Source organism: Pseudanabaena minima str. Chao 2107 (assembly GCF_051131155.1).
GTDB classification, from domain to species: domain Bacteria; phylum Cyanobacteriota; class Cyanobacteriia; order Pseudanabaenales; family Pseudanabaenaceae; genus Pseudanabaena; species Pseudanabaena minima.
Genome location: NZ_CP159508.1, coordinates 838,081 through 861,812, shown reverse-complemented (window position 1 = coordinate 861,812; position 23,732 = coordinate 838,081). Strand labels below are relative to the sequence as shown.

General features: G+C 42.1%; 6 protein-coding genes. All 6 read left to right on the top strand.

The genetic code is table 11. From position 1 onward, the window contains the following. Positions 1-315: 315 nt before the first annotated feature. The 6 genes from ABM313_RS03730 (at position 316) to ABM313_RS03705 (ending at position 23,428) form a co-directional block, all read left to right on the top strand. A complete protein-coding gene (locus ABM313_RS03730; RefSeq protein ID WP_434686359.1) occupies positions 316-7,980 on the top strand; it encodes an amino acid adenylation domain-containing protein in 7,665 nt (2,554 codons plus the stop codon). Positions 7,981-8,177: 197 nt separating this feature from the next. Then, on the top strand, positions 8,178-9,569 hold the full coding sequence (locus ABM313_RS03725; RefSeq protein ID WP_434686358.1) for a hypothetical protein: 1,392 nt from the start codon (positions 8,178-8,180) through the stop codon (positions 9,567-9,569). A gap of 641 nt (positions 9,570-10,210) precedes the next feature. Continuing rightward, positions 10,211-13,480 carry a non-ribosomal peptide synthetase gene (locus tag ABM313_RS03720; protein ID WP_434686357.1) on the top strand — a complete coding sequence of 1,090 codons (3,270 nt, stop codon included), beginning with the start codon at positions 10,211-10,213 and terminating at the stop codon, positions 13,478-13,480. Beyond that, complete coding sequence (locus ABM313_RS03715; protein WP_434686356.1) at positions 13,477-17,847, top strand: amino acid adenylation domain-containing protein; 4,371 nt, start codon at positions 13,477-13,479, stop codon at positions 17,845-17,847. The genes ABM313_RS03720 and ABM313_RS03715 overlap by 4 nt, the downstream gene beginning before the upstream one ends. Before the next feature lie 48 nt (positions 17,848-17,895). After that, complete coding sequence (locus ABM313_RS03710) at positions 17,896-18,705, top strand: class I SAM-dependent methyltransferase (protein WP_434686355.1); 810 nt, start codon at positions 17,896-17,898, stop codon at positions 18,703-18,705. A 352-nt stretch (positions 18,706-19,057) separates the two neighbouring features. Then, on the top strand, positions 19,058-23,428 hold the full coding sequence (locus ABM313_RS03705; protein ID WP_434686354.1) for an amino acid adenylation domain-containing protein: 4,371 nt from the start codon (positions 19,058-19,060) through the stop codon (positions 23,426-23,428). Positions 23,429-23,732 lie beyond the last annotated feature (304 nt).

The following is a 23,732-nucleotide window of genomic DNA, read 5'->3' as shown; positions in this document are numbered from 1 at the left end:
TTATGATTTGAAATCATGATAGATATCTTACCGTCTAGACTATAGCTACGTAGCGAGTATAGAGTTAACCCAAAAACAACTGAATAACCTATCTATAACTTTCCTATAACTTCTATAACTTTATTACCCCGTCTTTCTCCAAATTTCTAAATAACTATGGATTTACAAATGTGATATAAAATGCTAAATTCTAATTTTAACTTGAGAGTATTCTAAATTTATTAAGTATACTCAATTACATTTAACCTTACATGCTATTCATTGTGACTTCTGATGGAAATAAGCGCTGAAATGGATGTTAAACATACAGAATCAATGTCAAAATCTTCTTTGACTAGCCAAGAGCATTTCTGGAAGCAGTTTCTAAAGGGTGTCAATGCAAGCACATTTTTGGGTGGTGATTCTGTAAGGGTTAGAGAGCATCTTTCAGTACCCGAGTATCAGACAACTATTGCTTGCCTCAATGAATCCGCAACTTCTATTTTTAATAAGTTTATTCGCGAACAAAATCTAGATATTACATCAATATTGCAAGGGGTTTGGGCTTTACTTCTCCATCGCTACAGTGGAAATGAAGATATTGTTTTTGGCTTTCAGCCTATCTCAACCACTCTAATATCAGATGAAGAGAATAAAAAAAATCGACCCATCCCCTTTCGTCTCACAATTAATGCTGACACATCAATTCTAACTTGTCTAGCTTGGCTACTCCAGATTCAAGAACAGTGGAAGATTGTTCAAACATATTCTCAAGTGTCTCTAAGTCAAATTCAAGCATGGAGTGATATTCCCGTAGGCATGTCACTGTTTGAGACCTTGATAATATTGGATGATCTAGAGCAAGTGTCTGTGGCAATACCTGACTCCCCAATTACTCTTGGTGTAAAGGTAGAAACAAATTTGACATTGCAGCTTAGATACGATCGCAACCGTTTTCAAGAAGTTGCAATTAATCGTCTTTTGGGGCATCTACAAACCTTGATAGAAGGTCTGGTCACGAATCCTGAGCAGAAACTTGCAAGTTTGCCAATGTTAACTACTGTCGAGCGTCATCAGATATTGATTGAGTGGAACAATACGCAAGCAACCTACCCTTCAGACCACACAATTCATCAGATCTTTGCAGAGCAGGTAGCAAAATCTCCTGACAAGATTGCTTTAATTCTGCCATCCATTAATGCGGAAGTTCCAATAAGACTGACTTATAAAGAATTAGACAGACGTGCGAATATTCTTGCTTGTGAGCTACAGCGTCTTGGAGTAGGTGCAGAAACATTTGTGGCGATGTGTATAGAAAGATCGATTGAGACGATCATCGCTATTATCGGAATTCTTAAAGCAGGTGGAGTTTACGTTCCTCTTGATCCAGCTTATCCGCAAGAGCGAATTGCTTTTATGCTAGAGGACACTCAAGCTCCCGTATTAATTACGCAGTCACATCTACGCGATCGCCTACCTCCTACTCAATCACATATTATTTGTCTGGAAACGGATTGGGGGAAGGAGATTGCCGAAAGTATTCCAGAGGCAACACAGGTCAATGCTGATAGCTTGGCATATGTTAACTACACTTCAGGCTCTACTGGTCGTCCCAAGGGAGTTGCCATTCCGCACCGAGCTGTTTCCAGACTAGTATTTGGTACTAGTTTTACAGAGCTAGATGGCAATCAAACTTTATTACAACTAGCACCTATTTCCTTTGATGCTGCTACTTTAGAGATTTGGGGAGCGTTGCTGCATGGTGGTTGCTGTGTTTTATTCCCCAGTGATGGCATTCCCGATCCCCAAGACTTGAAAACAGTTATTCAAACTTACGGTGTTACCACCATGTGGCTGACTGCCGCATTGTTTAACACGATCATTGCGGAATCTCCTGAATCTCTTTTAGGAGTGAAAGAACTACTCACGGGTGGTGAGGCGCTCTCTCCAAGCTTTATTCGGCTCGCGCAAAAACATCTTCCTGAGACACAGCTAATTAATGGATATGGTCCTACGGAAAATACGACATTCACTTGTTGCTACCGCATTCCTCGACCATTGGGCGATCAAGTGACATCAGTTCCCATTGGTAGACCGATAGCTAACACTCAGGTTTATATTCTCGATGCTCATGGTGAGCCTGTTCCCATTGGTGTCTTGGGGGAACTTCATGTTGGTGGGGCGGGACTAGCGCGTGAGTATATCAATCGTCCCGACCTAACTGCTGAGAAATTTATTCCCGATCCATTCAGTGCTGATTCTCCAAAACGGCTCTATAAGACAGGCGATCGGGTGCGATGGCTCCCCGATGGCACGATTGAGTTTGTTGAAAGGCTAGATAATCAAGTAAAGATTCGTGGTTTCCGCATTGAATTAGGTGAAATAGAGGCAGCTTTAAGCCATCATGAAAGCGTGCGGGATGCTGTAGTGATTGTGCGTGAGGACGTTGTGGGCAGTAAGCGACTGGTTGCTTATATAACACCAAAATCTGAGCAATCACCCAACATCAATCTAATTAAGTCTTATTTACAAGATCAATTAGCTGATTACATGATTCCTGCGGCGATTATCGTCTTAGACAAAATCCCTCTCACGCCTAATGGGAAAGCGGATCGTCGTGCTTTACCAGCACCTGTCTCTATGGGAGTTGGGGATAACTTTATTGCACCCAATACTCCCAAAGAACGGATACTTGCCGAAATCTGGTGTAGTGTTTTGGGCTTAGAGCAGGTTGGGATTGAAGACAATTTCTTTGACATCGGTGGCACGTCGCTGCTTGGCTTACAGATGGTGACAAGAGTCCAAAAACAGCTAGGTTCTGAATTCCGTGCTGTCAAGCTTTATCAATATCCAACTATCCGCACATTTGCCCAGTATCTCGATCGCGAAGAACATAAACAGTTAGAGCAACCGCAACAAAAAAATAAACAACGCGATCGCCTCCTGCAAAAAGCACCAAAGATTAACTCTGATGGCATCGCAATTATTGGCATGGTTGGGCGCTTTCCAGGTGCGGATACTGTCGAAGCCCTGTGGCAGAATCTCTGTAATGGGATAGAATCCTGCACTACTTTTACTGATGCAGAAATCGATCCAAGTGTTGATGTCGAATTACGTACTGACCCTAACTATGTTCGTGTTAGGGGCATAATTGATGGAGCCGAAACCTTTGATGCAAGTTTCTTTGGAATTAGTCCCAGAGAAGCCGAAGTTCTTGACCCACAGGCAAGAGTATTTCTAGAGTTAGCCTATACAGCTTTGGAAAATGCGGGCTATATGCCTGAATCCTACGATGGTGCAATCGGGTTATATGCTGGCTCTGGTCAAAATACATACTTTGAGCATCACATCTGCGGTCGTCCTGAAATCATCAACCGACTGGGTGAATTTCAAACGATGCTAGCCAATGAAAAGGACTTTGTCACTACGCGCACCTCCTACAAATTGGGGCTAACGGGTCCTAGCCTCAGCATTAATACCGCTTGCTCAACATCTCTAGTTGCTGTGATTCAAGCATTTCAGGGATTAATGAGTAATCAATGTGATATTGCCCTAGCGGGGGGGATTTCCATTACCACACCTCAAAATCGAGGCTATCTCTACCAAGAAGGTAGTATGCTTTCCCCTGATGGGCGTTGCCGTCCCTTTGATGCTAATGCTCAAGGAACCATGTTTAACAGTGGTGCGGGTATTGTCATACTGAAGAGATTGGAAGAAGCCTTAGATGATGGCGATCGCATCTACGCCGTGATTAAAGGCGTAGGCATGAATAATGATGGTACGGATAAGGTGAGCTTCACTGCACCAAGCGTTAATGGACAGGCGGGAGCAATCACTATGGCGCAAGCTTCGGCTGGTTTCCATCCTGACACCATCTCTTATATTGAAACTCATGGAACCGCAACTCCATTGGGCGACCCCATCGAAATTGAGGCTCTCACTCAGGCTTTTCGCACTCAGACCGATGCTACCCAATTCTGTGCGATCGGTTCAGTTAAAAGTAACTTTGGGCATTTAGTTGCGGCGGCTGGAGTAACAGGACTGATCAAAACTGCCCTAGCGCTTTATTACAAAAAAATTCCACCTAGCCTCAACTTTGAATCACCTAATCCAGAAATTGACTTCGCGAATAGTCCTTTCTATGTCAATAACAAACTCGTTGATTGGACGGCTGGCGAGACACCTCGCAGGGCTGGCGTAAGTTCCTTTGGTGTGGGCGGCACAAATGCCCATGTCGTTTTAGAAGAAGCTCCATTAGTGGAAGTCTCTAGTCCTTCTCGTCCCTTTCAGTTATTGCGGTTGTCGGCAAAAACTAGTACTGCTCTAGAGCAGTCCACGACAAACCTCAAGGAATACTTCACGCGCAATCTTGAGACGAACTTAGCCGATGTAGCTTATACCCTAGATCATGGCAGAAAAGCTTACAATCATCGTCGTTTCGTCGTTTGTCGCGATCGCTTAGATGCGATCGCGATATTAGAATCTCTTGATGTGAATCGCAGTGCCACAAGATTAAGTGAAATTCGCAACCCAGATGTGGTGTTCATGTTTCCTGGGCAGGGTTCGCAGTACCTTAACATGGGCAAGTATTTCTACGAGCATGAAATCGTATTTCGGGATGCAGTCAATCGCTGTGCGGAGATTCTCCGTCCTTTGCTAGATCGAGATCTTCTGCAAGTCATCTATCCACCCCAGAGCAACGATGGTAACGATGAAGCCGCCACAGCTTTATTGCGGCAGACTCAATACACTCAACCAGCCTTATTCACGATTGAGTACGCTCTGGCACTTCTCTGGCAAAGTTGGGGTGTTCGCCCCGCAGCGATGATTGGACATAGCATTGGCGAATTTGTTGCCGCATGTTTATCGGGTGTGTTTTCTCTAGAAGATGGGCTAAAACTCGTTGCGACTCGCGCAAGGATGATGGGCGCATTGCCCAGTGGTTCCATGCTCTCAGTGCGCTTACCTGCAGAGGTGTTGCAAAAGCGTCTGAGTGATGACCTAGCGATCGCGGCAGTAAATGGGGCTTCGCTTTGTGTTGTGGCGGGACCAACTGATGTAGTTAATAACTTGCAGCAACAACTGGAAGCCGAGGAGATTGTTTGTCGAACATTACATACCTCCCACGCTTTCCACTCGCCAATGATGGACCCAATTATTGAGCCATTCGCTGAAATGGTCAAAACGGTTCAGTTATCGCCACCCAAAATTCCTTTTGTGTCAACGGTAACAACAGAATGGATCACCGATGCTCAAGCTACTGACCCCATGTATTGGGCTAGCCATTTACGCGCTACAGTTCGGTTTGCCGAGGGTGCTAAAAAGCTATGGGAGCAGCCTGCAAGGGTTTTACTTGAAGTAGGTCCTCGTACCACAACCGCAACATTAGCGCGACAACAGGCAAAAGACATCAAACGTCAAATTGCAATTTCCTCCTTGGGTAGCACCGCCGATAACGATGCCGAATGGTTTGCCATATTGCAGGCGATCGGGCAACTTTGGCTGGCTGGGGTTGATCTTGACAGAGCCAAGTTTTATGCTGATGAATACCGACATCGCATCCCACTACCCACATATCCATTTGAGCGCAAGCGCTATTGGATCGATCCGAAACCAACGATTGAACCAACGCTTCCCCTGCCCCCACCTGCTGAACCAATCCCAATTCAGCCCACCGTCGAAATTCAATCACTCCCACCCATCCCATCTTTACAACCCAATTCTACGCCCAATATAGAGGTGCAAGCGCATATTATGACTGAAGCTCGTAAGCAACAACTTATCCCCCAACTTCAAGAAGTTCTAGAAACCACCTCAGGGCTAGAAATTGATGGTAATGATGGCACAACAACATTCTTGGAAATGGGACTGGATTCTCTTTCTCTCACCCAAGTTGCCATGGCTTTGAAAAAGAAGTTCAAGGTTAAAATCACTTTTCGACATTTACTGGAAGATTATCCCAATCTCGATACGTTGTCTGACTTTGTACTGCGATCGCTTCCCCCAGATGCATTTCCTGCTCCCACCCCTATCGCAGCAACTCCAGTAGAAGTTGTCTCTACCCCTGCGTCCCCTGCTGTACCTGCACCTGCTGCTGCAACTTTAGTTGCTAATCCCACACCGATCTCTACCTATACTCCAGCCATGTCTAATTTTGTCGGACAACCTATTCCTGCCAATGGCAATCATAACAATGGCACTGTACTGCCTTCTCTAAGTCCTGAAATGGCTGGTACGATGCAATCTGTGGTGGCTCAGCAACTGCAAATTATGGCGCAACAATTGCAGCTACTCAGTCAAACAGGTGGAACGATTAGTCCTGCGATCGCTGCACCTGTAGTTCAAACGGTTGCTCCTCCAGCAGCACCTCCTGCACAGCCAGCACCTGCGGCTGTGCCAATCAAGGCAGAAGTTGCAACAGTTACTGAGGCGGAGGAACCTAAACCACGCAAAAACTTTGGACCTGGAGCTAAGATCGAAAAGTCGGTCACTGCCGCGTTAACAGCGGAACAGCAAAAAGCCCTTGATCGCATCATTGCCCGTTATATCGCTCGGACTCAAGAATCAAAACGGCAGACGCAGGAGCATCGTAAATACCTTGCCGATCCACGCACAGTTTCGGGATTTACACCATTGTTTAAAGAAATGGTGTATCCGATTGTAACCGATCGCGCATCTGGTTCCAAGCTCTGGGATGTCGATGGTAACGAATATGTGGATATCACCAATGGCTTTGGGTTGAATTTCTTTGGTTGGTCACCAGACTTCGTGACAGAAGCGGTAAAAGCACAGCTGGATAAGGGCATTGAAATTGGACCACAAACTCCTCTAGCAGGTAAAGTTGCCAAACTTGTTGCCGAATTTACAGGCATGGAACGAGTAGCATTTTGTAACACGGGTTCGGAAGCGGTAATGGCAACCTTACGTCTAGCTCGGACAGTTACAGGACGCGATCTCGTGGCGACCTTTGCTGGGGATTATCACGGTACGTTTGACGAGGTGCTCTATCGCCAAGGACCCAAGCTTAAAACCTTGCCCGCAGCTCCTGGGATTTTGCCCTGCATGTTTGAGAATCTGCTGGTATTGGATTACAACACGCCTGAGTCTTTACAGATTCTGCGCGATCGCGCCGATGATTTGGCCGCAATTTTAGTGGAACCAGTTCGCAGCCGTGATCCAAACCTCCAACCCAAAGAGTTTTTGCAAGATTTGCGGACTTTAACTGAGCAATCTGGAACCGCATACATCTTTGATGAAGTTGTGACAGGCTTCCGCGTTCACCCAGGTGGTGCTCAGGCTTACTTTAATATCCAAGCTGACATGGCAACTTACGGAAAAGTGGTTGGGGGCGGATTACCGATTGGGATTGTAGCGGGTAAAGCTGAATATATGGATGCCCTTGACGGTGGATTCTGGCAATATGGTGATAACTCTATTCCTGAAGTTGGAGTTACCTTCTTTGCAGGAACCTTTGTCCGTCATCCTATGGCGCTAGCCGCAGCCGAGGCTGTGCTCCATAAACTTAAGGCAGGTGGACCAGAGTTGCAGCGATCGCTTGCCGATAAGGTCAGTAAATTTGCAACTCATCTCAACCAATACTTCAAGCAAATTGAAGCGCCAATTGAGATTGCTCACTTTAGTTCTTATTTCTATATCAACTATCCCCATGAAAGTCCTTATGCCAGCTTGATATTCTATTTATTGCGCGAAAAAGGTGTCCATGTCTGGGATCATCGTCCTTGCTTCTTTACACTATCTCACTCCGACGCTGATATTGAATTTGTGATCAGAGCCTTTAAAGATACTGTTGCCGAAATGCAGATGATTGGATTTTTACCACAGCCTAAGAATGTTGCTAACGGCAATAATGGCGGCTTTGATCGCAATCGTCCACCCCAACCAGGGGCTCGTTTGGGACGAGATCCCGAAGGTAATCCTGCTTGGTATATTCCTGATCTAGATAATCCCGGTAAATATTTGCAACTTGGAGGTGTTTCGTAAAGACATGCCGCATTGACATCTTGATATGCACCAGCATATCAAGATGTCTCTTTGTTCAGTTTTTCAATAGGATTTTGTCTGTTATGCGACTGCCATTCATCCCATTTGCTATTCACATCAAATGGAAACTTGTTGTAATTTTCCTTTTAGCCACTTTAACTACACTTCTGCTTCACTTAGGATGGATAAAATGGCTGTTGTCTGTTCCTCAGCCATTGCCAGAACAATCAGCTATATCTACTGGACAAAAAAATAGTCTTGAGCGTGGCATCTATTACGAAACATCAGTTCCAATAACTGATACAGCCAATCATATTTTAGCCAATTATCGAATATGGATTCCCAACGGAGTAGAAACAGTTCGTGGTGTGATTGTTAGGCAGCATGGATGTGGTGGTGATGATGCTACAGATATGGGGCTTGTTTACGCGAACGATTTACACTGGCAAGCCCTAGCAATTAAGCATCAACTAGCAATTCTCGGAACTAAATATCAAACAGTTGGAATCCCGCCTGCTGATCCTTGCGATAGTTGGGCTGTCATTGACCGAGGCTCAGAAAATGCATTTCTAAAATCTCTTCATGTATTAGGGCAAAAGAGTCGACATCCCGAATTAGGTGAGACCCCATGGGTACTCTGGGGATATTCTGGTGGAGCCGACTGGGCTGTACAAATGTCTCACAAATACCCCGATCGCACGATTGCTTTAATAGCTATGCGAGGAGGTGGCGCTAATATCTCTCTTTCAGAACCTAATAAACTTCTTGCCTCCGATATCAGTCCAAATGTTTTGGGAATGCCAGTTCTGTATGCTTTAGGCGCTGACGAAGCAGTTGGCACGTTCTATTTTAGTGATGGGCTTGACCTACCCAGACAAGTTTTCTCTCGGTTTAGAAAAGCTGGTGCGCTTTGGGGTCTTGCTCTAGAAGCGGATATGGGGCATGGATCTACCGATACAAGGCTTATCGCCATTCCTTACTTGGACTCGATCTTAACTACTCGGCTGACAAAAGATAGTCAAAAACTCCGTCAACTTGAGGCATCTCAAGGTTGGTTGGCTAATCCAGATACCCATGAAATAGCTCCAGTCAGTAAATACAAAGGAGATCCTTTACATGCAGCATGGCTACCAAATGAAGAAACCGCATATAAATGGCAAGCATACGTTTCCAATCCAAATTTATTTGAGAAGATTAGGTATCGTATTTGTTCAAATAAAGCCCTTGTTAGTCTCTTAGGTGTACCATATCTACATGAAAGTTGCTATCCAGACAGAGTTTCTCCAACTCGAAAGCCTGATGCACCAACTGATTTGCATGTTACAAGAGTCGGAACAACTGAAGTTGTCTTAAATTGGGATTTTGTCCCAGATCTTGAAAATGGATTGCCAAAATTTCGGGTTTATCGTAACAATACTCTAATCGCAACATTACAGGGACAGGAACGCGATGGTGGTGATGCTCCCATATATCCACATGTAGTGCTTGAGTTTCGAGATAAAGCTGCTGGAGAAAATGCTAGCTATGCAGTATCAGCATTCAATAGTTTAGGTGAAAATATTTCTCAGTCTGTAAGTATACTTCCTTAGCAATGAATAAATAATAGTATTTGGTTTTGTAGTATAACATTCTTTATTCATTGGATGACACTAATTTCTATATTGAGTAGGGGATAGTTAGTAGAAATTGAATTGACAAATCCATTTTAAAAATATATTAGATGAATCACACCAGATTTTAGAAATACAAATTCTTTTGTTAATCATTAAAAATAATAAGAAAGAGTGCTAAATGAGGTTCTTTAATTTATCTCTAAGTTATATCAAACCACAAGATGGCTTAGCCATCTTGTGGTTTGATATAACTCAATCATTGCTATTTATTACCAACTTAATATATGAAATTAAATCCTGCATTATTTAAGAACTTGCTACTTATATACAACCAAGAAATTGCATAGCCATTTCTTGGTTGTAAAACCATTAGTTTAACTTATTTATAATTTGTGAAAGTGTAATAATACGTTTGTGAATTGGCGCTAAATGTATGATTTTCTCTTCAAGCTTTACAATACAGCAGTAATCATGAGAAAATATAGATAGTATATTTACTCATGATTACTGCTGTATTGTAAAAGTAGATTATCTTTGTATCAAAAAAATTAAAGTAAGAAAAATACATAAGATTCTCAATTATTGTCATCGTAAATCATTAATAGGAAGTATAAATTATGAATTCTCCATCAGGTACTCAACCCAAATTTACTACTGTTGACTTTAATCCTTTCGCAGATGGAGAATTACTTTTAACAGCACCAGCGACCGAATCTCAAAAAGAAATTTGGGCTTCAGTGCAAATGGGTAGTGATGCTAACTGTGCCTACAATGAATCACAGAAGTTGTGGTTAAGAGGAATACTTAATACTGATGCTTTACGGTTAGCTTTGCAAGAGCTAGTCCTTCGCCATGAAGCTTTGAGAACAACATTTAGCCCAGATGGAATTAATCTTTGTATTGTAGCTTCACTCAATCTTGAAATTCCAGAAGTCGATCTTTCTGGATTGGATTCGGGAGAACGAGATACTAAGTTAGCGGATTTGCTAAAGCAAGCTGTAGAGACTCCATTTGACCTTGAGCATGGTCCATTGATTCGGGTACAGCTAATTAAGACTCAAGATCAGGAAAATCTTCTATTACTGACAGCACATCACATTATCTGTGATGGCTGGTCTTGGGCTGTGTTGATGACCGATCTTGGTAAATTGTATACGGCTCTAAAAAATGGAGAAACGCCTGAATTAGAAGAACCAGAAAACTTTAGTGAATATGCGATCGCCCAACAAGAAGCTAAGGGTAGTGAAGAAGAAATCGAGACCGAAGCATATTGGCTAAACCAGTTTTCTGATTCTATTCCTGTTTTAGACTTTCCCACCGATCGCCCTCGTCCACCAGTTCGCACTTTCAATGCTGCTCGTGAAGATTGGGACTTAGATCCTGCTCTAGTTAGCAATTTAAAGCAATTGGGAAACAAGCTAGGATGTAGTTTTACAACTACTTTGTTGACCAGCTTTGAGGTGTTTCTGCATCGGTTAACTGGAAGCAATGAAATTATGGTGGGAATTCCTGCGGCTGGACAGGCTGCAACAGGAAACTATCAGCTAGTAAGTCACTGTGTCAATTTGCTCCCTTTAAAGAGTTGGGTGGATGGAACACAAGCATTCAGTGACTACTTACAGATACGCCGACCAGTCATTTTGGATGCCTACGATCACCAATTATTTACCTTTGGTAGTTTAGTAGAAAAATTGGCAATCCCTCGCGATACCAGCCGCATTCCACTTGTACCGATTACATTTAACCTTGATCAAGGGTTAGATAACGATCGCCTATTGTTTGAAGATCTCAAAGTAGAGTTCTCTACTAATCCTCGTAGTTATGAGAACTTTGAAATATTTATTAATGCCACAGAGTTGCGCGGCAAGGTTACTTTAGAGTGCCAATACAACACCAACTTGTTTGATGCCGCAACGATTCGTCGTCGCTTGGCGGAGTTTGAGACCCTATTGATTGGGATTGTGGCTGCTCCTGATACCACTATTGACCGTTTACCGCTCTTACCAGAAACTGAGCTACAGCAACTAACATCATGGAATCAAGCTCCAGTAGATTATCCTCGTAATTCTTCAATTCAAGAGGTATTTGAAGCACAAGTACTTGCTACTCCAGACGCGATCGTTGTGATTTTTGAGAACGAACAGCTTAGCTATCAAGAGCTAAACTGTCGGGCAAACCAACTGGCGCACTACTTAAGAGGCTTGGGTATTGGCGCTGATAGTTTAGTCGGCATTTACATTGAGCGATCACTAGAAACAATCATTGGCATTCTCGGTATTTTGAAGGCTGGCGGTGCATATGTCCCACTCGATCCTTCCTATCCTCCAGAACGATTAGCATTTATGGTGGCAGATACTCAGGTGTCTGTTCTACTTACACAGCAAAAATTGGTGGAGCAGCTTCCGCCTAGTAATGCCCAAGTTGTTTGCTTAGATACGGATTGGCAAGCGATCGCTTTACAAAGCCAAGAAAATCCCACTTGCAATGTCACTCCAGACAATCTTGCCTATGTGATCTACACTTCTGGATCAACTGGTGTTCCGAAGGGTGTAAGTGTTGTTCATCGAGGAGTAGTAAGACTGGTAAAGAGTGCTAATTATGCTGATTTTAGCCCTGAGCAAATCTTTCTCCAATTAGCTCCTCTTGCTTTTGATGCCTCCACCTTTGAAGTTTGGGGGGCATTACTAAATGGTGCGCGGTTAGTTTTATTCCCATCGGACAAACCCTCACTTGCCGAATTAGGTCAGGTGATCGAACGCTATCAAGTCACGATTATCTGGCTTACTGCTGGCTTATTCCATCTGATGGTGGATGAACAACTTGAATCGCTACGTCCGTTAAAACAGTTATTAGCTGGCGGAGATGTGCTTTCCGTAAATCATGTCCAGCGTTTTCGAGAAGCTTTGCCCAACTGTGAGTTGATTAACGGTTATGGTCCCACCGAAAGCACCACGTTTACCTGTTGTTATCCCATTGAAGATGCAAAAACTATAGGTAACTCTGTGCCAATTGGTCGTCCCATTAACAACACACAGGTTTATATATTGAACCCCCAATTGCAACCTATGCCCATTGGGGCGATCGGCGAAATATACATTGGTGGAGATGGTATAGCATCGGGTTACTTTAATCGTCCTGAGTTAACAAATGAGAGGTTTGTTCCCAATCCATTTAGCAGTCAATCAGGGGCAAAACTCTATAAAACTGGTGACCTAGCTCGCTATTTTGCCGATGGTAATATCGAGTTTCTGGGTCGAATTGATAATCAAGTGAAAATTCGCGGATTTCGGATTGAACTTGGTGAGGTGGAAGCAGTTCTCAGTCAATATCCAACTATCCAAAAGTCAGTTGTCATTCTGCGAGAAGATAAACCTGCTGATAAGCGGATAGTAGCTTATTTTGTGCCAATCCCAGGACAAGAAGTTTCTGTAACTGAGTTGCGTAACTTTTTTAAACAAAAGCTACCTGACTATATGGTTCCTAATGCTTTTGTCTCTATGGAATCTTTGCCATTGTCCCCCAATGGTAAGATTGCTCGTAAAGAACTGCCAGCACCTGACGGTACAAACCTTAATCAGCAAAATTATGTTCCACCTCGAAACCCAATAGAACAACAGATTGCTGATGTCTGGGCACAAGTACTGAACCTAGAGAAAGTTGGTATCCATGACAATTTCTTTGAGCTAGGTGGACATTCTCTATTAGCAACTCAAATCATTGCAAGGTTGCGGAAGAGCTTTGCCGTTGAACTGTCTTTGCGTACTTTCTTTGAAGTTCCTACTATAGGTGATTTGGGAGAGCGAGTTACAACATTAATTTGGGCAAAACAAAGTGTGGAAGCAGCCCAAACCAGTCTTTCGGATCTTTATGAAGAGGGCGAGCTATGAAGACACTTGATGCTTTGTTGTTTGATTTAAGCCAGAAAGATGTTCATCTTTGGCTAGAAGGAGATCGCTTACGCTATCGAGCTGCCAAAGATGCTGTCACACCTGAACTTTTAGCTGAGATTAAAAGTCACAAAGCTGAAATTGTCCAGTTCCTGCGTCAAGCTACGCAAACCAGTAGCTCACAGTTGCCTCCAATTGAAAAGATTGATCGCAATACCTCATTACCTCTGTCTTTTGCACAACAGCGCCTTTGGTATCTTTATCAATTTGAACCTGATAGCACTTCCAATAATATGTCTGTTGTGTTTAGTTTTAGAGGTATACTAAACGTCTCAGCACTTGAAAAAAGTTTACATTCGGTGATTGCTCGCCATGAAGTGCTGCGAACTATATTTCCATCTCTAAATGGACAACCTACTCAAGTAATTTTACCTGAAGTAGATATTGCCATGTCAGTGGAGGATCTCAGGCTAGTTCCTACCGAATATCGTGATGCAGAGGCTCGAAAAAGAGCTACATCATTGGCGCAATGCCCCTTCAATTTGGAAACTGGCCCAATGATCCGAGTGTTGCTCTTACAATTGACTGATGTTGAACATCTGCTTGTCTTTAATATACACAATATAGTTTGTGATGCAGCATCATCTGATGTTTTCTATCAAGATTTCAACACTCTTTATACTGCTTATGCGAATAATCAAGACTCACCTTTACCAGAACTCTCAATTCAATATGTTGATTTTGCAAATTGGCAACGTAATTGGCTTCAAGGTGAAGTTTTAGAATCCCAACTTAATTATTGGAAGCAGAAATTACAAGGACCTCTTTCAGCTATTCAGTTACCAACCGATCATCCTCGTCCTCACTTAGTTCAGACCTATCGTAGTGAAATCAGTGCGCGAGTATTGTCAAAATCATTAAATGCCGATCTCACTAGCTTGAGTCAGAAGCTAGGAGGAACATTATTTATGGTTCTGATTGCTACATTTGAGATTTTATTGCATCGGTACTCTCAGCAGAAAGATATTCTGATTACATTTGCTAGTGCTAGTCGAAGTCATATAGAAACTGAGAGAGTAGTGGGGTTCTTCTCCAACACCCTAGTTCAACGCATTAACTTTGAGGGGGATCTGACTTTCCGAGAACTTTTTGAGCGCGTGCGTGAGGCTTCTCTCGAAGCCAATATGCATCAAGACCTGCCCTTTGAAAAATTAATTGAAGAATTGCCTCCAGAGCTTACCCGTAGTAGATCTCCTCTATTTCAAATAAAATTTGCACTTAACCCACCTTGGTCTAATGGACGTGGTATGGCTCCTGTGCAACTTCCTGACTTGACAATCACACCATTGATAAATTACATCGATAATGGCGAGACTAAATATGACCTAGCTCTAGCCATGAGAGAGCAAGACGATGGTCTGGAAATGGTTATTGGTTATAATGCCGAATTGTTTGAGTCCAGTACAATTGCCAGAATGATGGGGCATTTTCAAACTCTACTAGAAGGTATTGTCGCTAATCCTGAGCAGAAGATAGCTGTTCTACCAATGCTGACAACTCCAGAAAAGCAGCAGATTTTATCTGAATGGAATAATAACAACGTCCCAATTCCAGAACTTTGCATTCATCAGTTATTTGAATCCCAAGTTGTTCAGAATCCAGATGCGATCGCATTTATTGCTATGGATGAGAAACTAACTTATCGTGAATTGAACAGCCGTGCCAATCAACTAGCTCACTATCTGCAATCTCAGGGCGTTGGCACAGAGACTATGGTTGCCATCTGTATAGAGCGATCAGCAAATATGCTAATTGCAATGCTTGGTGTACTCAAAGCTGGTGGAACCTATATACCTTTAAATCCCGATTATCCCCATGGTCGGCGACTATCTAAATTACGTAATGCTCAAGTTTCTTTTATTATAACGCAGGCTAATCTGCTGGATTCTCTATCAGATTACGGTTTTAGAGTGTTTTGCCTAGATATTAACTTGGAAGTGCTTGCCAAGTGTAGTAGTGATAACCTCCTAACTTCAATAGAGCCTGATAACTTGGCATACGTCACTTACATATCAAGTCCCACAGGCGAACCTACGGGTGTTACCATTTCTCACCGCAGTATGGTCAACCATTGTCTAGCAGTTGGCAAAGTATATGAGTTAAATACTCAAGACCGAGTTTGGCAATTTTCAAATATTAGTTTCGATGCCGCGATAGAAGAAACTTTCCCAACTTGGCTAAAGGGCGGCACTTTGATTTTAGCTCAGCCTGAGGTTTACAACTCTATTACTAAGTTCATTGATAGTCTTGCTCAACAAGCAATTACAGTCATTAATATACCCACAGCTTTTTGGAATGAAATGGTTAGTGGTATGTCAATTTTAGATTATTCACTTCCAGCAAGCCTCCGCCTAGTAATTGTGGGAGGAGAGAAAGTTTCTAAAGCTACCTACCAAAAATGGCGATCGCTGGTCGGGGATTATCCTAGATGGCTCAATGCTTATGGTCCCACTGAAGCAACTGTTACAGCCACAATCTACGATCCCTGTAGCTCCGAGAATGATCTTCCTGCTGACTCTGAAATTCCTATCGGTCGAGCGATCGCTAATCTTCAGACCTACGTTTTAGATCTTAATTTACAACCCTGCCCTATTGGAGTGAATGGTGAACTGTACATTGGCGGAGTTGGTCTGAGTCGTGGTTACTTAAATCGTCCAGATATTACCGCTGAGCGATTTATTCGTAATCCGTTCTCTAAGAATCCCCAAGATCGTCTCTATAAAACAGGAGATACTGCTTATTATTTACCCGATGGCAATATCGGGTTTATTGGTCGATCTGATTTTCAAATTAAAATTCGCGGCTTTCGGGTTGAACCCCTCGAGATTGAGACTCAATTGGAAAAGTACCCTGCCGTCAGTAAATCAGTTGTGGTATGTCAGGAATCACCGAATGGCTACAAGATTTTAGTTGCCTATCTCAGTTCTAAACCTGACCAAGTGATTGATGTTGAAGAGCTAAAGGGCATTCTCCAAACTAGCCTACCATCCTATATGATACCTACTAGTTTTGTCATTTTAGATACCTTACCTCTGACCGCAAATGGCAATGTGGATCGTCAAGCTTTACCTAATTTAGGTACAGATAGACTAGAAGAAGCAGAAGTAGTTTCACCTCGTGATGAACTAGAGCAACGACTAGCATCTATATGGCAAAAGCTTTTAGGTATGAATGAAATAAGTGTGAATGCCAATTTCTTCGAGCTAGGAGGTAATTCACTTCTGTCAGTCCGTTTAGTTACGGAAATAGAAAGAGTCTTTAACTATAATTTCCCATTATCCTCCTTCTTTGAAATGGGAACAATCGCCAAAATAGCAAAGTGGATGCGTGAAAAACCTTCTGAAATAATATCACCTGAAGACGTTCCCATAGGGCTTAATTTAGAAGACTATCGGGCTTTTCTATCCCTATGTGGTGGTCGAGTTGGCAAACATATTGGCAAGCGAGGCTTAATTGTAAAAATTCTTCCAACCGAACTGAAATCATCTCGTCCTTTTGTTTGGATTGGTTACATTGATTTTGGCAAGAATTTAGGGTTGCCCCAACCTGTGTATACCATACCTGGTAGTAGTTGGACTCCATTACATTCCACAGAAAACTATATTGAAGCGATCGCCTCAGTAATAGTTGATGAGCTACTCTCAATTCCGCAAGATGAACCTTACTTGATAGGAGGGAACTGCTATGAAGGGCTTGTGGCGATGGAAGTAGCGAACCAATTACAGAATAGGGGTAAAAAGGTTGATTTCCTTGCAATAATTGATAGAGAGGGTCCATCTAAAATACATGACTGGTTGTGCAAACTCGATCTCAAACTTTGCATACTTAAATTTCATCTCATGCAATTCTTGCCACTGTCTTTGGCTGAAAAAGGTAAGTATATCTCCGAAAGGTTGTTTTTCTTTAATGTGACAGAAGAGTTAAATAAACCTGAGAGTGAGCGAGAGTTAAGCCAATCTCTGACCAAGCAGTCTTTTGCTAAGCCCCAAAGACCGTCGAATGAATATGACCGCATATTACCTCAAGCATGGAAGTCGATTGATCAAGTATCAATAAACCATACTCCTAAAGGCTATTCGGGAAGAGTTGTGCTAACTGCACCTAAAATGACTGGACTAAAATCAGGAAAAAAAGATGTGCTTTGGACTGATCTATCGTGGCTATTTCCCTATTGTGGGTGGGGGAAGCTATTAACAGGAAAAGTTTCATTACATAAACTTAACTGCGCTCATGCCGATGTAGGTGCGAGGAAAAATGCTGAGCAGATTGGTCAGATCATCTGGGAAGCTACTGAAGAGTTTCGTTAGAGTTCAATTTTTTGTCCTATATATAGATAGAAATTAATCATAAATTTGATGAACAACTTAAATAATCCAGATCTAGATCAGAAAGTCTCTACTCACTTTGATTCAGTTGCTGAGGGATATGCTAATGCTTATAATGATGGATCTTTCTTTTCCTATTTTTTTAATCGACGCTTAGAAATAGTTCTTGAATCATTAAATAAATACGATCAAGCAACAATCTTAGATGTTGGTTGTGGTCCTGGAATGATGGCTAAATATTCCATAGAGAAAGGATTTGAATTTTTTGGAATTGATATTTCCGAAAAGATGATCGAAGAATGTATCAATAATTTTGGTCATCTAAGTTCTACACACTTTTCTGTTGGCAAGCTTCAAAAGCTGGAATTCCCTGATGCTTTCTTTGATGTAGTGCTTTGTATGGGAGCTTTAGAGTATGTTCCTCGAGACGAAATCGATGAATCTCTTGCAGAGATGATTAGAGTTTTAAAACCGAATGGACAAATTATCATGTCATTAATGAACAAAAACAGCTTTTTTGCTTGGCATAGAAGACTAAGGGCAAAGCTTGTCAAAAAAATTAAGGGTCGCGACATTCAAGCAGAAAGCTATGATGATTTGAGTAGACCATTTGATGAAAAATCTATTGTGGCTTTATTGAACTCAAAGCAGTTACAAAATATTGGCACATCTCGTTTTGGGCTAAATATCTATCCCTACTTTTTAGAATGGAGAATTCCGCATCAGCTAAAAATAAAACTAAGTAAAACTTTAGACAATATCATCAGAGGACGATTTAAATGGCCATATATGGCATTTATTGTAAAGGCTAGAAAGGCTGTATCAAATTGTAAAGGCTAGAAAGGATGTATCAAATTGTAAAGGCTAGAAAGGATGTATCAAATTAGACTGACATAGATCTTGATATATTCTGGAATTTTGCGATTCATCTATATACATCAGTTATATTTTTTACATAATTAACTGATGTTACGTAGAACAAAGATTGCCCTCACCCCCCCAGCCTCCTCTCTTAGAGAGGAGAGGGGGAGCAAAACACAAAAAATTCTTGTTCCCCTCGCCCAAAGGGTGAGGGGCTGCCATCGGTGAGAGTCTTAGAAACTTCCACGTAACATCAGTAATTAACTCGGGCGAGACAAAGTGCGGAAGCAGACCAAAGCAGTCTGTAGGAGCTTTATGAAGAGGGCGAGCTATGAAAACACTTGATGCTTTATTGTTTGATTTAATCCAGAAAGATGTTCACCTTTGGCTGGAAGGCGATCGCTTACGCTATCGAGCTGCTAAAGATGCAGTCACACCTGAACTTTTAGCTGAGATCAAAAATCGTAAGGCAGAAATTGTTCAGTTCCTACGTCAAGCCACGGGAACCAACTGTTCTCAGCTTCCTCCTATTGTCAAGATTGATCGCAATGGCACTTTGCCCTTGTCCTTTGGTCAGCAGCGCCTTTGGTATTTACACCAATTTGAACCTGATAGCTCTTCTAACAACGTTCCTGTCGTGGTTAGATTTAATGGAGCTCTCAATGTTCCACTGTTAGAGAAAAGTCTGCAAGCTGTAGCTCTTCGCCATGAAGTATTGAGAACGCGCTTTCCGCCAGTAGGTGATCAACCAACACAGGTGATTGAACCTGATGTCAATCTTACTCTGCCTGTAGTTGATCTGCGACATCTCCCACTGGAAGAGCGTGACGCAGAGGCACTACGACTAGCTACTGAAGAAGCTCGTCGTCCCTTCAATCTAGCACAGGGACCTATATTGCGGGTTCTGCTCCTACAGTTGAGTGATGATGAATATCTGCTAGTTTGGAATATGCACTGTATTATTTGTGATGGTGCTTCCTCCGATGTTTTTTATCAAGATCTCACTGCAATCTATGCTGCTTTTATTGAAGGCAAGCCTTCCCCTTTGAAGGAATTAGCAATTCAATACGTTGATTTTGCCCATTGGCAACGTCAATGGCTGCAAGGAGAGGTTCTCGAATCCCAGATTAACTACTGGAAGCAAAAACTAGAAGGTTCTCTATCTACAGTTAAGTTACCTACCGATCATCCTCGTCCACCGATAGTGCAAACTTATCGAGGCGATCGCCGTGCGCGCATGTTGCCTAAGTCTCTCAATGAAAGCCTCAACAACTTAAGTCAAAAGTTGGGAGGGACGCTGTTCATGACTCTGATCGCTGCCTTTGAGACATTGCTACATCGGTATTCACAACAAAATGATATTCTGATTAGTTTTGCTAGTGCAGGTCGAGGTGAAGTTGAAACTGAAGGCGTAGTTGGGTTTTTCTCTAATACCTTAATTCAACGCATTAATTTTGATGGCAATCCGACTTTTAGAGAACTTTTTAAACGAGTCCGTGAAGCATCACTGGAAGCAAATGCACATCAGGATCTACCCTTTGAGAAACTCGTAGAAGAACTACCTCCAGGGCTAAGCCATAGTCGATCGCCTTTGTTTCAGGTTAAATTTGCGCTCAATCCCCCTTGGTCAAATGGTCGTGGTATGGCTTCTGTAAAGCTTCCTGACCTGACGATCACTTCCCTATTTGGTTATATTTATCATGGCAAAACCAAGTACGACTTGATTTTAGTCATGCGGGAGCAAGATGAAGGGCTAGGGATGGTATTTGATTATAATGCAGACCTATTTGAATCCAGTACAATTTCTCGAATGCTCGTCCATCTTGAGAATCTTTTAGAAGGAATTGTCGCTAATCCTGATCAGAAAATTTCTGAGCTACCACTTTTAACAAATCTAGAACTAGAAAAGATCTTGTATGAGTGGAATAAAACCCAAACCCCAATTCCAGAATTTTGCATTCATCAATTATTTGAAACTCAAGTAGAGAAATCTCCTGAGGCGATCGCTGTTATTGATAAAGATGATAAACTAACCTATCGCGAACTTAATAGCCGCGCCAATCAACTGGCTCAATATTTACAATCTCAGGGCATTGGTATAGAGACCTTGGTTGCCATCTGTGTAGAGCGATCAATAGATATGCTGATTGCCATGCTTGGTACACTTAAGGCTGGTGGAGCCTATATTCCCCTCAGTCCAGAATATCCCCATGAGCGCCGAGCATCTAAATTACGTAATGCTCAGGTTTCTTTGATTTTAACTCAGTCTAATCTGCTTGGTTCTTTCTCAGATTATGATTTTAGAATAGTTCCTCTAGATACCGAATGGGAAGCGATTGCTCAGCATAGTAACGATAATCCCTTGATTGCGATGACCCCAGATAACTTGGCATATGTCATTTACACATCTGGCTCAACAGGAGAACCCAAGGGCGTTACTATCTCTCATCGTAGTATGGTTAACCACTGTCTAGCAGTTGGCAAAGTATATGAGTTAAATGCTCAAGACCGAGTTTTACAGTTTTCCAATATTAGTTTTGATGTTGCTATTGAAGAAATTTTCCCTACCTTGCTGAATGGGGCAACTGTCGTTTTAGCTCAGTCTGAGGTTTATAACTCTATTACTAAGTTCATTGATAGCCTTAACCAACAGGCAATTACAGTAATTAACCTACCAACAGCTTTTTGGAATGAAATGGTTAGTGGTATGTCGATTTTAAATCATGCGCTTTCCGAAAAGCTCCGTCTCGTAATTGTGGGAGGAGAGAAAGTTTCTAAAGCTACCTACCAAAAATGGCGATCGCTGGTCGGGGATTATCCTAGATGGCTCAATGCTTATGGTCCCACTGAAGCAACTGTTACAGCCACAATCTACGATCCCTGTAGCTCCGAGAATGATCTTCCTGCTGACTCTGAAATTCCTATCGGTCGAGCGATCGCTAATCTTCAGACCTACGTTTTAGATCTTAATTTACAACCCTGCCCTATTGGAGTGAATGGTGAACTGTACATTGGCGGAGTTGGTCTGAGTCGTGGTTACTTAAATCGTCCAGATATTACCGCTGAGCGATTTATTCGTAATCCGTTCTCTAAGAATCCCCAAGATCGTCTCTATAAAACAGGAGATACTGCTTATTATTTACCCGATGGCAATATCGGGTTTATTGGTCGATCTGATTTTCAAATTAAAATTCGCGGCTTTCGGGTTGAACCTCTCGAAGTTGAGACACAATTAGAACAGTATCCTGCTGTTAATAATTCTATTGTGTTATGTCAAGATGCACCGAATGGCTTCAAGATTTTAGTTGCCTATCTCAGTTCTAAACCTGATCAGGTGATTGATGTTGAAGATTTAAGGAGATTTCTTCAACGCAAGCTACCATCCTATATGGTGCCTTCTAGCTTTGTTGTTTTAGATGCCTTACCTCTAACAGCAAATGGCAAGGTGGATCGTCGAGCCTTACTCAATTTGGATGTAGATAAGCTAGGGGATATCGAAGTGATTTCGCCTCGTGATGAGCTAGAGCAACAACTAGCAACCATATGGCAAAAGCTTTTAGGTGTGAACGAAATAAGTGTGAATGCCAACTTCTTTGAGCTAGGAGGTAACTCACTTCTATCAGTCCGTTTAGTTACGGAAATAGAAAGAGTCTTTAATTACCATTTCCCACTTTCCTCATTCTTTGAGATGGGAACGATCGCCGAAATTGCGAAGTGGATGCGCGAAAAACCTTCGGAAACAATATTAACTGAAGATGTTCCTACGGGACTTAGTATTGAAGACTATCGAGCTTTTCTATCTCTATGTGGTGGTCGGATTGGTAAGCATATCGGCAAGCGAGGCTTAATCATAGAAGTTCCTCCAACTGAGATGCAATCATCGAAGCCGTTTGTTTGGATTGGTTACACTGATTTTAGTAAGAATTTGGGATTGCATCAGCCTGTGTATACGATACCTGGCGGTAGTTGGACACCGCTACATTCCACAGAAAACTATATTGAAGCGATCGCTTCAGTAATAGTTGATGAACTCCTTTCAGTTCCTCAAGATGGATCCTACCTGATTGGAGGGAACTGCTATGAAGGCATCGTTGCAATGGAAGTAGCTCACCAATTACAAAATAAGGGTAAAAAAGTTTCTTTCCTAGCGATAATCGACAAGCCAGGACCATCTAAAACCTACTATAAATTACGTCAACTCGATCTCAAACTTAGTATACTTAAATTCCATTTCATGCAATTGCTACCACTATCACTGGCTGACAAAGGTAAATATATTATTGAGAAACTGTTTTCATTCAATGCTAAGGAAGAGATCAGTAAGCCTGAGAGTGAGCGAGAGTTAAGTCAATCTTTGACTACGCAATCTCTTCCTAAACCCAAGAGACCTTTAAATGAGTATGATCGCATATTACCTCAAGCATGGGAGTCTATTGCTCAAGTATCCAGAAATCATACTTCTAAAGGCTACTCGGGAAGAGTTGTGCTAACTGCACCTACAAAGACTGGACTAAAATCAGGGACAAAAGATGTGCTTTGGACGGATCTATCGTGGCTATTCCCTTATTATGGGTGGGAGAAATTAATAGCAGGAAAAGTTGAATTACATAAGCTTGACTGCGCCCATGCTGATGTAGGTATGAAGCAAAATGCTGAGAAGATTGGGCAGATTATTTGGACTGCTTCTAAAGAATTTCGTTAATAAATACATCTGCTGTTTATAGATAAGATATTGCACGAATTACAATATCTTATCTTTAGATTTCTACCTCACATTTGACTAGTTTCTCACCTGTAAACGATTTACAGTTTTATTCTAAATTACAAAATAGATAGGCTATTTTGCGCTTTTAAAATCCTCCTTAGATTGAGTTTTTAATTCACAAGTATCTGAGTAAAACTTGCATTGCCATAGCAATAAAACATATAGCAGTCCTATATCATTTGTGGATTTTTTGGGTTTGTGGAAGGACACCCCGAAGGGGTGTCCTTCCACAAACCATTTA

What these genes read in the sequence shown, in the direction of transcription:
- ABM313_RS03720 (WP_434686357.1), top strand. Translation starts at nt 10,211, where the DNA reads ATGAATTCTCCATCAGGTACTCAACCCAAATTTACTACTGTTGACTTT.
- ABM313_RS03710 (WP_434686355.1), top strand. Translation starts at nt 17,896, where the DNA reads ATGAACAACTTAAATAATCCAGATCTAGATCAGAAAGTCTCTACTCAC.
- ABM313_RS03705 (WP_434686354.1), top strand. Translation starts at nt 19,058, where the DNA reads ATGAAAACACTTGATGCTTTATTGTTTGATTTAATCCAGAAAGATGTT.
- ABM313_RS03715 (WP_434686356.1), top strand. Translation starts at nt 13,477, where the DNA reads ATGAAGACACTTGATGCTTTGTTGTTTGATTTAAGCCAGAAAGATGTT.
- ABM313_RS03730 (WP_434686359.1), top strand. Translation starts at nt 316, where the DNA reads ATGTCAAAATCTTCTTTGACTAGCCAAGAGCATTTCTGGAAGCAGTTT.